Source organism: Acidovorax sp., assembly GCF_016783915.1.
GTDB lineage: Bacteria > Pseudomonadota > Gammaproteobacteria > Burkholderiales > Burkholderiaceae_C > Acidovorax.
Genome location: NZ_JADHVT010000001.1, coordinates 40,732 through 56,155, shown reverse-complemented (window position 1 = coordinate 56,155; position 15,424 = coordinate 40,732). Strand labels below are relative to the sequence as shown.

Below are 15,424 nucleotides of genomic sequence, written 5' to 3'. Positions count from 1 at the left end.
CGCAGCCCCTGACGGGCATTGCGCGGCGGCTCGGGTCAACGGGGGCTCGTTCAGCCCTTCTTGACTTCCTTCACCTCGGCATCGACGACGTTGTCGTCGTCTGCGGGCTTGGCTGACGCACCACCAGCCGATGCGCTTGCGGCCTCTGCACCACCGGCAGCCTGAGCAGCTTGCGCTGCCTGGGATTCGGCGTACATCTTTTCGCCCAGCTTCTGGCTGGCAGCCATCAGCGCCGTGGTCTTTTCGTCAATCGCGGCCTTGTCTTCACCCTTGAGGGCTTCTTCCAAGGCCTTCACGGCTGCGGCGATCGCGTCCTTTTCGCCAGCGTCGAGCTTGTCGCCATGTTCGGCCAAGCTCTTGTTCACGCTGTGCACGGCGGCCTCACCCTGGTTGCGGGCCTGCACCAGCTCCAGCTTCTTCTTGTCGTCGGCCGCATTCAGTTCGGCGTCCTTCACCATCTGCTGGATTTCTTCTTCCGACAGGCCCGAGTTGGCCTTGATGGTGATCTTGTTTTCCTTGCCCGTACCCTTGTCCTTGGCGCCCACGTGCAAGATGCCGTTGGCGTCGATGTCGAACGACACTTCGATCTGCGGAACACCGCGGGCTGCCGGTGGAATGCCTTCCAGGTTGAACTCGCCCAGCAGCTTGTTGCCGGTAGCCATTTCGCGCTCGCCCTGGTAGACCTTGATGGTCACGGCAGGCTGGTTGTCGTCGGCCGTCGAGAAGGTCTGTGCGAACTTCGTCGGGATGGTCGTGTTCTTCGTGATCATCTTGGTCATGACACCGCCCAGGGTTTCGATTCCCAGCGACAGGGGCGTCACGTCCAGCAGCAGCACGTCCTTACGGTCACCCGACAGCACCTGGCCCTGGATGGCGGCGCCCACGGCCACGGCTTCGTCAGGGTTCACGTCCTTGCGGGGGTCCTTGCCGAAGAATTCCTTGACCTTTTCTTGCACTTTGGGCATGCGGGTCATGCCGCCCACCAGGATCACGTCATGGATGTCAGACACCGACACGCCAGCGTCCTTGATGGCCATGCGGCAAGGGGCGATGGTGCGCTCGATCAGCTCTTCCACCAGTTGCTCCAGTTTGGCGCGGGTCAGCTTGATGTTCAGGTGCTTGGGGCCCGATGCATCGGCCGTGATGTAGGGCAGGTTGATGTCTGTCGAGGCCGAGTTCGACAGTTCAATTTTGGCTTTCTCGGCCGCTTCCTTCAGGCGCTGAAGGGCCAGCACGTCATTCTTGAGGTTGACGCCCGACTCTTTCTTGAACTCGTCAATGATGAAGTCGATGATGCGCTGGTCGAAGTCTTCGCCGCCCAGGAAGGTGTCGCCGTTGGTCGACAGCACTTCGAACTGCTTTTCGCCGTCCACATCGGCGATTTCGATGATGGACACGTCGAACGTGCCGCCACCCAGGTCATACACGGCGATCTTGCGGTCGCCCTTTTCCTGCTTGTCCAGACCAAAGGCCAGGGCTGCAGCGGTAGGCTCGTTGATGATGCGCTTGACGTCCAGGCCCGCAATGCGGCCAGCATCCTTGGTGGCCTGGCGCTGGGCGTCGTTGAAGTACGCGGGCACGGTGATGACTGCTTCCGTCACGGGCTCACCCAGGTAGTCTTCGGCCGTCTTCTTCATCTTGCGCAGGATGTCGGCAGACACTTGCTGGGCCGACAGCTTGTTGCCGCGCACTTCGATCCAGGCGTCGCCGTTGTCAGCCGCCACGATCTTGTAGGGCATCAGGTCGATGTCCTTTTGCACTTCTTTTTCGGTGAACTTGCGGCCGATCAGGCGCTTGACGGCGTACAGCGTGTTTTTGGGGTTGGTCACGGCCTGGCGCTTGGCCGAGGCGCCGACGAGGATCTCGCCGTCTTCCTGGTAGGCCACGATGGATGGCGTGGTGCGTGCACCTTCGCTGTTTTCGATCACGCGGGTCGTGTTGCCCTCCATGATGGAGACGCAGCTGTTGGTGGTGCCCAGGTCAATGCCGATGATTCTTCCCATGATTTTCTCCGAATGCTTGAATGGTTTGGATGGCTAGTAACTTGTGGATAACTTGGTTTGGTTCAAGTCTTCCGGTTCGATTTTTTTGCGGCTTACTTGGGCGCCGTCACGGTGACCAGGGCAGGGCGCAACACGCGCTCGGCGATCACATAGCCCTTTTGCAGTACGGCCACCACCGTGTTGGCTTCTTGCTCGGCTGGCACCACGCTGATGGCCTGGTGCTGGTGGGGGTCGAACTTGGCACCTGCGGCGGGGTTGATGGCCACCACCTTGTTGCGCTCCAGCGCGGACGTCAATTGGCGCAGCGTGGCGTCGGCGCCTTCGCGCAGCTGCTGGGGCGTGGCTTCCTTGATGGCCAGGGCGGCGTCCAGGCTGTCGGCCACGGGCAGCAGGCTCTCTGCAAAACTCTCGATGCCGAACTTGCGGGCCTTGGAAACTTCCTCTTCAGCGCGGCGGCGGGCGTTCTCGGCCTCGGCCTTGGCGCGCAGGAACTGGTCGGCCAGATCGGCACTTTTGGCTTTCAGCTCGGCCAGTTCGCCCTGAAGGCGTGCCAGCTCGTCAGAGGCGTGGGCAGCCATGGCGGCTTCGACTTCTTCGGGGGCAGGGGCGCTCGGGGCGGGGGTGGTTTGGCTTTGGTCTGACATGTCAGGATCTGAAGAGGTGAAAAAAACGGTACGCGCGGTATCTGGGGGCTCGCCCGGCTATATCAAGGTCTGCGCCAGGGATATGCCATTGTGTTGGTCACGGTATGGCGCGCGTTGTTGTAACGCATGTCGGCCCAGCTGCCGGTTTTGCAAGTGCCGTGCCTCCGATTGAGAGGCGATCGGCCATAGTCGATGCGGTTTGGAGCAACCGGAGTGTACAAGCGCTAGCTGTCGGGCTATAATCGCAGGCTTTCCCTTGCCACACCACTTCTAGACGCGGTGGGTGGTCTCACCCAAAAGGAGTCTGCATGCGTCATTACGAAATCATTTTGTTGATCCATCCGGATCAAAGCGAACAAGTTCCAGCGATGCTGGAGCGCTACAAGGGCATGATCACCGCTGGCGGTGGCAAGGTGCACCGCGTGGAAGACTGGGGCCGTCGTCAACTGGCGTACCTGATCAACAAGCTGGCCAAGGCTCACTACCTGTGCGTGAACATCGAAGCCGACCAGGCTGTGATGGCTGAACTCGAACATGCCTTCAAGTTCAACGACGCCGTGCTGCGCCACCTGACCGTGCAAAAGAAGAAGGCTGAAACCGGCCCTTCTTCCATGATGAAGACCGTCGAGCGCGAAGAAGCCCGCAAGGCCAGCCAAGCTGAATACGCAGCGGCCGGCGAGCGCTGATCCTTTCTCTTTGGAGTGGAGAACCGCGTCGTCTTGACCGCCTGTATCGCAGAGGCTGAGCCCCTGCGATACACGCCAGCCGGACTGTCTGCCCTCACGCTGCGCCTCGAACACGAGTCCCAGCAAACCGAGGCAGGCCACCCCCGCGAAGTCAAGGCCGCCATGAAGGCCATTGCATTTGGTGCGATGGCTGAGCGACTGGCAAGGCAGAACATCGGAAGTCTCTGGACTTTTCATGGATTTCTGGCCACACCGCGCAATGGCAAGACTGCAGTGCTGCACATCCAGGATATTCAACAAAATTAATTTTCAAGGGGTCCGCAATGGCCACGTTCAAGAAGTTCAACAAAGACAAGCGCCCAAAGCGCAATACCCAGTCCCTGCTGTTCAAGCGCAAGCGCTTTTGCCGCTTCACGGTGACTGGTGTTGAAGAAATCGACTACAAGGATGTCGATACGCTGCGCGATTTCATCGCCGAAAACGGCAAGATCATCCCCGCACGCCTGACTGGCACGCGCGCCATCTTCCAGCGTCAGCTGAACACCGCCATCAAGCGTGCACGCTTCCTGGCACTGGTGCCTTACAGCGACCAGCACAAGATCTAAGGAGCACAACCCATGCAAATCATCCTGCTCGACAAGGTTGTGAACCTCGGCAACCTCGGTGAAATCGTCAAGGTCAAAGACGGCTACGCCCGCAACTTCCTGATCCCCGCTGGCCGCGCCCGTCGCGCCACCGAAGCTGCCAAGGCAGAGTTCGAAGCCAAGCGCGCTGAACTCGAAAAGGCCGCTGCTGCCAAGCTGGCAGAAGCCCAAGCCCAAGGCGAAAAGCTGGCCGGTACCACCGTCAAGCTGACGCAAAAGGCTGGCGTGGACGGTCGTCTGTTTGGTTCCGTGACCAACCACGACATCGCCGAAGAGCTGAACAAGCAAGGTTACAAGGTTGCCAAGTCGCAAATCCGCCTGCCCAACGGCCCGATCAAGGTCGTCAGCGACAGCGCTGTGAGCGTGGCTCTGCACACCGATGTGGTCGTGGAAGTCAACGTATCGGTCTACGGCGAAACCGCCTGATCGTCCGTCAGGACTTTTTGAAAAAGCCGCCTTCGGGCGGCTTTTGTCTTTGTGTGACCTTGGCTTGTACACGGTTGCCCACTGCTTGCCCCCGCCTTATCCACAGACTTGTGCCATGACGCAGCGCCTTGTGGGCGCTAGGATGCCAAGTTCGCTCCGAGGATTCCATGTCTGCCGTTTTCCCCCCCCTTGACGATGGTTTCACGCCCGTACCGGACCGTGAAATTGCCCAGCTGCGTGTGCCGCCGCACTCCATCGAGGCGGAGTCCAGCGTGCTGGGCGGCCTGCTGCTGGACAACAATGCCTGGGACCGTGTGGGCGACCTGCTGGTGGAGAGTCATTTCTACCGCCATGAACACCAGATGATCTACACGGCCATTGGCGCGCTGATCAATGCCAGCAAGCCAGCCGACGTGATCACGGTGTTCGAGCACCTGCAAAACCAGGGCAAGGCGCAGGAGATGGGAGGGCTGGCCTACCTGAACAATCTGGCGCAGTACGTGCCCAGCGCCAGCAACATCCGGCGCTATGCCGAAATCGTTCGCGAGCGCGCCATCCTGCGCAAGCTGGTCACCGCCAGTGACGAAATTTCGACCAATGCGTTCAATCCCCAGGGCAAAACGGTGGAGCGCATCCTGGATGAGGCCGAGGCCAAGATCTTTGCCATTGGCGAAGAGGGCTCGCGCACCAAACAGGGCTTCCAGTCGCTCGACACGCTAGTGATCGACCTGCTCGACCGGGTGCAGGAGATGGCGGACAACCCCGTGGACGTCACGGGCGTGCCTACCGGTTTTGCCGACCTGGACCGCATGACCAGTGGCCTGCAGGCGGGCGACATGGTGGTGCTGGCGGCGCGTCCGTCCATGGGCAAAACCTCGTTCGCGGTGAACATTGCCGAGCACGTAGCGCTCAACGAGGGCTTGCCGGTCGCCATCTTCTCGATGGAAATGGGCGCCGCTCAATTGGCGGTGCGTATCGTGGGCTCGATCGGCCGGGTGAACCAGGGCAACCTGCGCACCGGCAAGCTCACCGACGATGAATGGCCACGCCTGACCGAAGCCATCGAGAAGCTGCGCACGGTGTCGCTGCACATCGACGAAACCCCGGGCCTCACGCCCAGCGAGCTGCGTGCCAACGCGCGCCGTCTGGCGCGCCAGTGCGGCAAGCTGGGCCTGATCGTGGTGGACTACCTGCAACTCATGAGCGGCTCGGGTTCGTCGGGATCGGACAACCGGGCGACGGAGCTGGGCGAAATTTCCCGGGGTTTGAAGATGCTGGCCAAGGAGCTGCAGTGCCCGGTGATCGCGCTGTCTCAGCTCAACCGCTCGGTGGAGCAGCGTACCGACAAGCGCCCCATGATGTCCGACCTGCGCGAATCGGGCGCCATCGAGCAGGACGCGGACATCATCATGTTCATCTACCGCGACGACTACTACAACAAGGACTCCAAGGAGCCCAACGTGGCCGAGGTCATCATCGGCAAACAGCGGAACGGCCCCACGGGCACCGTGAAGCTGTTCTTCCAGAAGAACCAGACGCGCTTTGAGAACCTGGCGATGGGTTCAGGCGACGATTTCTAATAAAAATAGCTGCTAGCGCCGGTTTTATATGCGCTAGCAGCTATTGAATTTATAGCGGACGAGTTCAGGTGCTATGCCTGGCAGCGCCCGTGGTTTCAGTCGCGCAGCATGCGTGGTCGCACTATTGCACTATTTCATCAGTACCCACACCAGCAAACCTGTGCATGCCACTGCCAGCACGCTCACCGCCATGGTGAGCCGTTGCTGGCGTCGGCGTAGCACTTCCACCGCCTGAACCACCTGGGCATTCTGTTCGGCCAGCGACTGGATCAGCACGGCAGATTCTTGCTGCTCCAGCTCCAGCAGTGCCACCCGCTCGCGCAGATGTTCCAGTTGCAAGGCCACGGGAATGGCGGGCTCGCCACCAGCACTTTTGAGTGCACCCGCAGCAGCTTCAGCATTCCCCTTTTGGGTGGTGCCCAGCAGCTTCTTGGCCGCCTGGAGGATCTGGGGCGTCGCCTCGATGACGTCGCCCCAGGGCACCAGTTTCAGTGCTGCAACCCAGCCTGCAGCCAACTCAGAGCACCTCGCTGGCAAAGTCTGCCAGGCGTGAGCGTTCACCACGCGCCAGCGTGATGTGACCGCTGTGCGGCCAGCCCTTGAAGCGGTCCACGGCATAGGTCAGGCCCGAGGAACCTTCGGTGAGGTACGGCGTGTCGATCTGTGCAAGGTTGCCCATGCAGATGATCTTGGTGCCGGGGCCTGCGCGGGTGATCAGCGTCTTCATCTGCTTGGGCGTCAGGTTCTGCGCCTCGTCGATGATGACGTACTTGTTCAGGAAGGTGCGCCCGCGCATGAAGTTCATGCTCTTGATCTTGATGCGGCTGCGGATCAGCTCGTTGGTGGCTGCGCGGCCCCATTCGCCCGCATTCCCGCCGTCGCCCTTGGCCAGGAACTCCAGGTTGTCGTCCAGCGCGCCCATCCAGGGGCCCATCTTTTCCTCCTCGGTGCCGGGCAGGAAGCCGATGTCCTCGCCCACGCTCACGGTGGCGCGGGTCATGATGATTTCGGTGTAGCGGCGGTCGTCCAGCACCTGAGTGAGGCCTGCAGCCAGGGCCAGCAGCGTCTTGCCGGTGCCAGCGGTGCCGGTCAGCGTCACGAAGTCGATCTCGGGATCCATGAGCAGGTTCATGGCGTAGTTCTGCTCGCGGTTGCGTGTGGTCACGCCCCATACCGCGTTCTTGGCAGAACCGTAGTCCTTCAGCGTCTGCAGCACCGCTGTTTTCTCGCGGATTTCGCTCACGCGCGCAAACAGGCTGGGCTCGCCGGGGGCCTCGAAGTACACAAACTGATTGATCATCAGCTGCGGCACGATGGGGCCGCCAATGCGGTAGTAGGTGTGGGCGCCGCTTTGCCAGCTTTCCACGTTTTTGCCGCTCTTGGCCCAGAAGTCGGGGGGCAGGGCCAGCACACCGGCGTACAGCAGGTCGCCGTCTTCCAGCGTCTTGTCGTTCTGGTAGTCCTCGGCGTTCAGGCCCAGGGCGCGCGCCTTGACGCGCATGTTGATGTCCTTGGACACCAGCACCACCTCGCGCGGGGCGTGCAGCTTGCGCAGGGCTTCGACCACACCCAGGATCTGGTTGTCGGCCTTGCCCGGGGGCAGGCTGGTCGGCAGGCTGTAGTCCAGTGGCACCGTCTGGAAGAACAGATGGCCACCCGCAGCGCGCTGGCCGGTGGAGTCGAGCTTGAGGCCCTTGGCCATGTCGGCGCCTTGGGCGGCAGCCAGTGCATCCAGGGTACGGCTGGCCTGGCGGCCATTGCGGGCCACTTCGGTCATGCCCTTCTTGTGGCCGTCCAGTTCTTCCAGCACGATCATCGGCAGGAAGATGTCGTGCTCTTCAAAGCGGAACAGGCTGGTCGGGTCATGCAGGAGCACGTTGGTGTCCAGCACAAAGAGCTTGGTCGGGCCTTGCGATGCGGATTTGCGGCTGCGTGTGGTGGGCGCGGTGGCTGGCGCGGCGCTGACGGTGACGGAAGCAGGGGTACTGGTACTGCGCGCCTTGCGCGTGCCTGTGCTGCGTGCCACAGGGGCAGCGGCGGGTTCGGGTGTGCGGGCGCGGGTCTCGATCTGAACCAGTGGGGCCGTTTCGGGCGCTGCCAGCGACGAGGCCACGCTGTCTGCCTTGCGTCCGGCGCGGGTTGGGGCCGTAGTGGTGCGCTGGGGTGTAGCAACGGCTTCGTTGGCCGAGGTGGTTACTACGCGGGGGCGGGCCGTGACTTCAAAGGCTTCTGGCGCGAGGAGTGCAGCGCGCCGGCTGGGGGCGGGGGGCAGGGGCATGGTGGCAGGGCCTCGGTCGGTAAAGTAGTGACGGATGGGTCAGAAAGCAAAAAGCCGCCTGGAGGCCGAGGCGGCTTTTTGGGTGGGTGCTAACGGTGCAATAACCAGGGGCATTGATCCATTATGCCCACTCCGTGTGTCTTGCCAGGGCAAAACGGGCGGTGTGTCGCGTAGATGCCCCAGAGCCCTTGGATGGATTGCAGTGGGTGCAACTGCCCTTATGTGATCAGGCCGTCAGCTCAGGCGGCCTTTTTCAGGGCCTTAAGGGATTTGACGGTCTTGAGAACTTCGTCCACATGGCCTGGCACCTTGAGGCCGCGCCACTCTTGTACCAGAAGGCCATCGGGACCGATGAGGAAGGTGCTGCGCTCAATGCCCTTGACCTTCTTGCCGTACATGATCTTGTTCTTGACCACGCCGAACATGTGGCACATCTTCTCTTCGGTGTCAGCGATCAGCTCGAAAGGCAGTTCCAGCTTTTCCTTGAAGTCGTCGTGCGACTTCATGTTGTCGCGCGAGACGCCGAACACTGCGGCGCCCGCCTTTACGAAATCCTTGTACTTGTCGCGAAACTGCATGGCCTCCGTGGTGCAGCCCGGCGTGTTGTCCTTGGGATAGAAGTAGAGAACCAGAATTTGGCCAAGGTGGGAGGTGTTGGAGACCTTGATACCACCGGTTGCGTTGGCTTCAAATTCAGGGAGGGGTTTGTTGACAACGATCGCCATATCACTTCAATCTCTCAGGATGTAGTCGTTGGTAAGCCGGGGGAGTGGGTGTGTTATTGCTCTTGGTGGTGCCCCCGACCGCAACCCGTGATTTTACCCTGAAATCGGTTCCCGGCCAAATGTAAGACAGTGTGTCCGGCATGGCGCGGCAGGCACTTTGGCAAGGCTGTGCATAAGTTGCATTCCCGGTGCGTCCGGCTTCCAGGCAGGAGGTGGGCGCGCGTTCAGACTTCCAGAATCAGGGCTGCGACCACGTTGCGCCCTTCGCTGGCCAGGATGTTGTATGTCCGGCAGGCTGCCTGGGTGTCCATGGTCTCCAGCCCGAGTCGCCGCTCGATCAGGGGCGCGAGCCACGCGGGCGGGGGAAAACGGTTGCGCAGACCGCTGCCAAAAATAACCAGTTCGGTTTCCAGCCCGGCCAGCTGGGCAAAATGCTCCGGGGTCAGATCCTCGAAGCGGGTGCATGGCCAGGGCTGGCGCAGGCCCGTCGACCCAATGATGACGCTGTGGGTGATTTTGTCGGCGTCGATGCCGATCCAGCCAGGGCCGTAGCCGCTGATGGTCTGTGCGTTGGAGCGGTCGGGCTGGAATTTCATGGCAGGAAGTGGTGGGCCTTAGGTGCTGCGGGGCTTGGCAGCGGCTCTTGGCTCAAGGGGAGGACTGCGGTTCTGTGGTCAAATTATAGGTTTCGCCTGAGGGCGCCGGCTCCGGCTGCCTCCTGACCCCACCGCACTACTGTCAGCGCATGAAAACCGTCCAAAAATCCGCCAAGCTTGCCAATGTTTGCTACGACATCCGGGGCCCGATCATGGACGCGGCCAAGCAGATGGAGGAGGACGGGCACAAGATCATCAAGCTCAATATCGGCAATCTGGCGGTGTTCGGCTTTGATGCCCCCGAAGAAATCCAGCAGGACATGATCCGCAACCTGCCCAACTCGGCGGGCTACTCGGACAGCAAGGGCATCTTCGCTGCCCGCAAGGCCGTGATGCACGAGACCCAGAAGCAGGGCATCAAGGGAGTTGCGCTGGACGATATCTACCTGGGCAACGGCGCCAGCGAGCTGATCGTGATGGCAACTAACGCGCTGCTAGACACGGGCGATGAGTTGTTGCTGCCATCGCCCGACTACCCGTTGTGGACGGCGGCGGCCAGCCTGTCGGGCGGCACGCCGGTGCACTACCTGTGCGACGAGGCCAATGGCTGGATGCCCGATCTGGATGACATCCGCGCCAAGATCACGCCGCGCACCAAAGGCATCGTGGTCATCAACCCCAACAACCCCACAGGTGCGCTGTATTCTGACGAGCTGCTCAAGGGCATCGTCGCCATCGCCCGCGAACACGGCCTGGTGATCTTTGCGGATGAGGTGTACGACAAGGTGCTGTACGACGGCGCCAAGCACACGGCCATTGGTTCGTTGAGCGAGGATGTGCTCACGCTCACCTTCAACTCGCTGTCCAAGAGCTACCGGTCTTGCGGTTACCGTGCTGGCTGGCTGGTGGTCTCGGGCGACAAGAAGCCTGCCAAGGACTACATCGAGGGCCTGAACATGCTTTCGAACATGCGTCTGTGTGCCAACGTGCCTGGCCAGTGGGCCGTGCAGACGGCGCTGGGTGGCTACCAGAGCATCAACGAACTCGTCTGCGAGGGCGGCCGCCTGCGCAAGCAGCGTGATCTGGCCTATGAACTGATCACGGCCATTCCGGGCGTGACGTGCGTGAAGCCTCAGGCCGCGCTGTATATGTTCCCGCGCCTCGATCCGGCGGTGTATCCCATCGAGGACGACCAGCAGTTTTTCCTTGAGCTGCTGCAGGAAACCAAGGTGATGCTGGTGCAAGGCACAGGTTTCAACTGGTCTGCTCCCGACCATTTCCGCATCGTGTTCCTGCCCCATGAAGACGATCTGCGCGACGCCATTGGTCGCGTTGCACGCTTCCTGGAGCAATACCGCAAGCGAAAGCAGCTCGCCGCGGCACTCGCGGCCTGATCCTTAGCGTTGCCCAAAATACAAGGCGACACGCACCATGCGCAGCCCCACCACTTTCGATCTGGCCCGGCAAGTCGTTGCCTGTGTGCTTGTGGTGACGGGGTTTCACGGCCCCGTGCAGGCTGCCGACAAAGGCAAGGAGCCCGTCAGCTTCCAGCACAATGACTGGGCCCTGCAATGTGACAACACCCGCACTTGCAGAGCCGTGGGCTACCAGTCGGGGAGCGGTGAGTCTGAGCCGGTCTCCCTGCGGCTGACCCGCGATGCGGGGCCTGATACACCGGTGCTGGTGGACCTGCAGGTGTCCACCGAGAAGGCCTCCCCAGACTCACTGCACCTCAAGGTGGGCGCACTGTCGTTGCAGGGACTCAAGGGTGACACACCCCGCGTGCCCGCAGCGCAAGTGCCCCGCCTGCTGCAAGAGCTGCTCAAGAACGAAGAGGCCACCGTGGCCGCTGGTAAGGACCGATGGGTCCTGTCACTGGCAGGGGCCACTGCCGTGCTGCTCAAGATGGACGAGGCCCAGGGCCGGGTCGGCACACCAGGTGCACTGGTGCGCAAGGGTACGAAGCCCGAGGCTTCGGTGCTGTCGCCCTTGCCGGCCCCAGTGTTCAAGGCCGTGATCCCGTTGCCCGCTCGCAAGGCAGATGCCGCGCTGGCCAAGCCGCTGGTCGCTGCGCTGGACCGCGCAAGCACCGAGGGTCATTGCACTGGCGACGATGCCTTCAACCCCGCCAATGTGCAGGTCCATCGCCTGACGGAGCGCAAGGTGCTGCTGTCTGTGCCGTGTGGCATGGGGGCTTACAACTTCAGCAGCCTGCTGTGGGTGGCCAACGACCGCCCTCCCTATATGCCAGAGCCCTTGCAGGACGTGGATGGAGATTTCGATCCGGCCTCGGGCACCGTGCATTCCGCGATGAAGGGCCGTGGCATTGGCGACTGCTGGCGGGTGCGCGAGTGGCAGTTCGACGGCCAGGGCTTTGTACTGAGCGGCGAGTCTGGCGACGGGATGTGCCGTGGCTTTGCGGGTGGTGCCTGGCAGCTGCCGAGCTACGTGACGCGCTGATGGAGCCTTTGCACTACACAACGCCTTCTTTGTCCCTCCCGAATCATTGTTTTTCTTTCTCTTCCCATTGCTATGAAACCCATCCAAGTAGGCCTTCTGGGCATCGGCACCGTCGGCAGCGGCGTGTTCAACGTGTTGCAGCGCAACCAGGACGAGATCAGCCGCCGCGCTGGCCGTGGCATCGAGATCACCATGGTGGCCGACCTGGATGTAGCGCGCGCCAAGGCGGTGGTGGGTGACGGCATCCAGGTCGTCAATGACGCCCGAGCCATCATCGCCAACCCTGATATCGACATCGTGATCGAGCTGATTGGCGGCTACGGCATCGCCCGCGCACTGGTGCTCGAAGCCATCGCGGCGGGCAAGCATGTGGTCACCGCCAACAAGGCCCTGCTGGCCGTGCATGGCACCGAGATTTTTGCCGCCGCATCGGCCAAGGGCGTGATGGTGGCCTTCGAGGCTGCCGTGGCCGGTGGCATCCCCATCATCAAGGCGCTGCGTGAAGGCCTCACGGCCAACCGCATCCAGTGGATTGCCGGCATCATCAACGGCACCACCAACTTCATCTTGTCCGAAATGCGCGACAAGGGCCTGGACTTTGATGTGGTGCTCAAGGAAGCCCAACGCCTGGGTTACGCCGAAGCCGACCCTACCTTCGACATCGAAGGTGTGGATGCCGCGCACAAGGTCACGCTGATGAGCGCCATTGCCTTCGGTATCCCGGTGCAGTTCGACAAGGCCTATGTGGAAGGCATCACCAAGCTGGGCGCGGCCGACATCAGGTACGCCGAGCAGCTCGGTTACCGAATCAAGTTGTTGGGCATCACCAAGCGCGCCGAGAAGGGCGTCGAGTTGCGCGTGCACCCCAGCCTGGTGCCGACCAAGCGCCTCATCGCCAATGTGGAAGGCGCGATGAACGCCGTTGTGGTTCAGGGCGATGCCGTGGGCACCACGCTGTACTACGGCAAGGGCGCGGGTTCCGAGCCCACCGCCAGCGCGGTGATTGCCGACCTGGTGGACATTGCCCGCCTGCACACGGCCGACCCTGAGCACCGCGTGCCGCACCTGGCCTTCCAGCCACAGACGCTGAGCGATGCCATGGACGCGCTGCCCGTGCTGCCCATGAGCGAAGTGGTCACCAGCTACTACCTGCGCCTGCGCGTGGCCGACCAGGCCGGCGTGCTGGCCAAGGTCACGGGCCTGCTGGCCGAGGCTGGCGTGAGCATCGATGCCGTGCTGCAGCGCGAAGCCGACGAAGTCGGAGGCGAAGGATCGACCCAGACCGACCTCATCATTCTGACCCACGACACCCGCGAAGGCACGATGGATGCCGTCATTGCGCAGATGCAGGCACTGCCTACCGTGCTGGCTCCCATCACGCGCATTCGCAAGGAAGAGCTCAACTGATGATGGGCTACGCCGCGCCATGATGCTGCCCCGCCATGCCCACACTGGTTGCCGCCCTGACGCTGTCGGCGCTGCTCAAGATGGCGCATGTCGATTTGCCGCGCTGGCATCTGGCGTTCTGGTTTGGCCTGCTGGTCGCACTGGCCCTGTTCGGGTCCATGTCGCGCACGCAGGCGATCCTCAACGGGGTGGTCAGCTTCGTGGCTGCGTGGCTTTACTTTGTGCTGCTGGAGTACACCGATACCCGCCAGGACCGGGCACTGCACTGGCTCATTCTGATCGGCGGGTTCTTCCTGCTGATCGCCTCGCGTCTCTACATTGACATTCGTGTGTACGGCATCAGCTTTTAGCCAGTTCACAACATTCACAGATACCGACGGGAACCCCTCATGAAGTACCTCAGCACCCGCGGCCATGCAGACCGCAAGCAGTTCTGCGACATTCTGCTCGAAGGCTTGGCGCCCGATGGCGGCCTGTACCTGCCCGAGCACTACCCCCAGGTGGATGACGCCATGCTCACTCGCCTGCGCAAGGCCTACCATGAGCAGGGCTACGCCGAGCTGGCGTTCCAGATCCTGTCGCTGTACATCGACGACATCCCCGCTGCCGATTTGAAGGCACTGTGCGCCAAGACATATACCGCCGAAGTGTTTGGCACGGGCGAGATCGTGCCCCTGCGCCACCTCGAAAACAGCCTTTGGCTCGAAGCCCTGTCCAACGGCCCTACGCTGGCCTTCAAGGACATGGCCATGCAGCTGCTGGGCAACCTGTTCGAGTACGAGCTCAAGCGCCGTGGCGAGCAGCTCAACATCCTGGGCGCGACCAGTGGCGATACCGGCAGTGCCGCCGAATACGCCATGCGCGGCAAAGAGGGCGTTCGTGTCTTCATGACCAGCCCGCACGGCCGCATGAGCGCCTTCCAGCAGGCGCAGATGTTCAGCCTGCAAGATGAGAACATCCACAACATCGCCATCGAAGGCGTTTTCGACGACTGCCAGGACATCGTCAAGGCCGTCTCCAACGACCTGGAGTTCAAGCGCAAGTTCAAGATCGGCACCGTCAACTCCATCAACTGGGCGCGCCTGCTGGCGCAGGTGGTGTACTACTTTGCAGGCTACATCCAGGCCACCGAGACCAATGACCAGAAGGTGAGCTTCACGGTGCCATCGGGCAACTTCGGCAACGTGTGCGCGGGCCATGTGGCGCGCATGATGGGTCTGCCCATTGCCAAGCTGGTGGTGGCCACCAACGAGAACGACGTGCTCGACGAGTTCTTCCGCACCGGCGTGTACCGCGTGCGCAGCAGTGCAGACACGCACGAAACGTCCAGCCCCTCGATGGACATCAGCAAGGCCAGCAACTTCGAGCGTTTCATTTTCGACCTGCTGGGCCGCAACGGCCAACGTACCAAGGCCTTGTTCAGCGCCGCATTGCAAACCTATGGCCGCTTTGACCTGAGCGCAGAGCCGCTGTTTGCCGATGCCGCCACCAAATACGGTTTTGAAAGTGGCAAGAGCACCCACGCCGACCGCCTGGCCACCATCCGCGACAACTATCAGCGCCATGGCGTGACCATCGACACCCACACCGCTGACGGGGTGAAGGTGGCCCTGGAGCACCACCAAGACCCCAACGTGCCGATGATCGTGCTGGAGACGGCGCTGCCCATCAAGTTTGCTGAAACCATTGTGGAAGCGCTGGGCCATGCGCCCGAGCGGCCCGCCAAGTTTGCAGGCATCGAAGACCTGCCCAAGCGTGTACAGGTGATGCCCGCCGACGTGGACCTGGTCAAGGCCTACATCGAACGCCATTGCTCCCCTGCAGCACTGGGGTGAACGGTCGGTACCTGCCTGTCCGCGTGAGCGGCCGGCAGATGCCTGGCGGGCCAGGACAGGGACGTTTTGTGGTCAATATTGCCCCGGGCGCTAGTCTGGTATGCACTTAAAGCTATAAATTACATAGCTAATCAAGGAGC

16 protein-coding genes are annotated in these 15,424 nt (G+C 61.9%); 10 read left to right on the top strand and 6 right to left on the bottom strand.

From position 1 onward, the window contains the following. Positions 1–50 precede the first annotated feature (50 nt). On the bottom strand, positions 51–2,003 hold the full coding sequence (gene dnaK / locus ISS20_RS00300) for a molecular chaperone DnaK (RefSeq protein ID WP_291432687.1): 1,953 nt from the start codon (positions 2,001–2,003) through the stop codon (positions 51–53). Between the two features lie 92 nt (positions 2,004–2,095). After that, positions 2,096–2,647 carry a nucleotide exchange factor GrpE gene (gene grpE, locus ISS20_RS00295; protein WP_291432686.1) on the bottom strand — a complete coding sequence of 184 codons (552 nt, stop codon included), beginning with the start codon at positions 2,645–2,647 and terminating at the stop codon, positions 2,096–2,098. 308 nt (positions 2,648–2,955) lie between these two features. Here grpE and rpsF point away from each other — a divergent pair, with 308 nt between their 5' ends. The 5 genes from rpsF (at position 2,956) to dnaB (ending at position 5,983) form a co-directional block, all read left to right on the top strand. Then, entirely contained in the window at positions 2,956–3,333 is a 378-nt protein-coding gene (gene rpsF, locus ISS20_RS00290; protein ID WP_015013245.1) for a 30S ribosomal protein S6, read from the top strand. 15 nt (positions 3,334–3,348) lie between these two features. Beyond that, positions 3,349–3,639, top strand: coding sequence for a primosomal replication protein N (priB, locus tag ISS20_RS00285; RefSeq protein WP_291432685.1), 291 nt, complete (start codon positions 3,349–3,351; stop codon positions 3,637–3,639). A 17-nt stretch (positions 3,640–3,656) separates the two neighbouring features. Next, on the top strand, positions 3,657–3,938 hold the full coding sequence (gene rpsR, locus ISS20_RS00280; protein ID WP_005795932.1) for a 30S ribosomal protein S18: 282 nt from the start codon (positions 3,657–3,659) through the stop codon (positions 3,936–3,938). A 12-nt stretch (positions 3,939–3,950) separates the two neighbouring features. After that, positions 3,951–4,403, top strand: a complete 453-nt coding sequence (rplI, locus tag ISS20_RS00275; protein WP_015013247.1) for a 50S ribosomal protein L9 — start codon at positions 3,951–3,953, stop codon at positions 4,401–4,403. Positions 4,404–4,570: 167 nt separating this feature from the next. Continuing rightward, complete coding sequence (gene dnaB / locus ISS20_RS00270) at positions 4,571–5,983, top strand: replicative DNA helicase (protein WP_056061481.1); 1,413 nt, start codon at positions 4,571–4,573, stop codon at positions 5,981–5,983. A 129-nt stretch (positions 5,984–6,112) separates the two neighbouring features. Here dnaB and ISS20_RS00265 read toward each other — a convergent pair whose 3' ends face one another. The 4 genes from ISS20_RS00265 to ISS20_RS00250 all read right to left on the bottom strand — a co-directional run bounded on the left by ISS20_RS00265 (position 6,113) and on the right by ISS20_RS00250 (position 9,582). Continuing rightward, positions 6,113–6,499 (bottom strand): hypothetical protein, encoded by a 387-nt coding sequence (locus ISS20_RS00265; protein WP_291432684.1) that lies wholly within the window; start codon positions 6,497–6,499, stop codon positions 6,113–6,115. A 1-nt stretch (position 6,500) separates the two neighbouring features. Beyond that, complete coding sequence (locus tag ISS20_RS00260) at positions 6,501–8,261, bottom strand: PhoH family protein (protein WP_291432683.1); 1,761 nt, start codon at positions 8,259–8,261, stop codon at positions 6,501–6,503. Positions 8,262–8,500: 239 nt separating this feature from the next. Continuing rightward, the gene (locus tag ISS20_RS00255) at positions 8,501–8,986 is read right to left on the bottom strand and encodes a peroxiredoxin (protein WP_015013251.1); all 486 of its coding nucleotides are present in this window, start codon (positions 8,984–8,986) and stop codon (positions 8,501–8,503) included. A 224-nt stretch (positions 8,987–9,210) separates the two neighbouring features. Further along, positions 9,211–9,582 (bottom strand): Mth938-like domain-containing protein, encoded by a 372-nt coding sequence (locus tag ISS20_RS00250; RefSeq protein ID WP_291432682.1) that lies wholly within the window; start codon positions 9,580–9,582, stop codon positions 9,211–9,213. 149 nt (positions 9,583–9,731) lie between these two features. Between ISS20_RS00250 and ISS20_RS00245 the strand changes: the two genes are divergently transcribed. From ISS20_RS00245 to thrC, 5 genes are all read left to right on the top strand, one after another. Then, the gene (locus ISS20_RS00245) at positions 9,732–10,976 is read left to right on the top strand and encodes a pyridoxal phosphate-dependent aminotransferase (RefSeq protein ID WP_291432681.1); all 1,245 of its coding nucleotides are present in this window, start codon (positions 9,732–9,734) and stop codon (positions 10,974–10,976) included. A 37-nt stretch (positions 10,977–11,013) separates the two neighbouring features. After that, positions 11,014–12,042, top strand: coding sequence for a DUF1176 domain-containing protein (locus ISS20_RS00240; protein WP_291432680.1), 1,029 nt, complete (start codon positions 11,014–11,016; stop codon positions 12,040–12,042). Positions 12,043–12,114: 72 nt separating this feature from the next. Beyond that, entirely contained in the window at positions 12,115–13,449 is a 1,335-nt protein-coding gene (locus ISS20_RS00235) for a homoserine dehydrogenase (RefSeq protein ID WP_291432679.1), read from the top strand. A 35-nt stretch (positions 13,450–13,484) separates the two neighbouring features. Then, the gene (locus tag ISS20_RS00230; protein WP_291432678.1) at positions 13,485–13,799 is read left to right on the top strand and encodes a response regulator; all 315 of its coding nucleotides are present in this window, start codon (positions 13,485–13,487) and stop codon (positions 13,797–13,799) included. Between the two features lie 39 nt (positions 13,800–13,838). Further along, positions 13,839–15,284 carry a threonine synthase gene (thrC, locus tag ISS20_RS00225; protein WP_291432677.1) on the top strand — a complete coding sequence of 482 codons (1,446 nt, stop codon included), beginning with the start codon at positions 13,839–13,841 and terminating at the stop codon, positions 15,282–15,284. Positions 15,285–15,424: the final 140 nt, after the last annotated feature.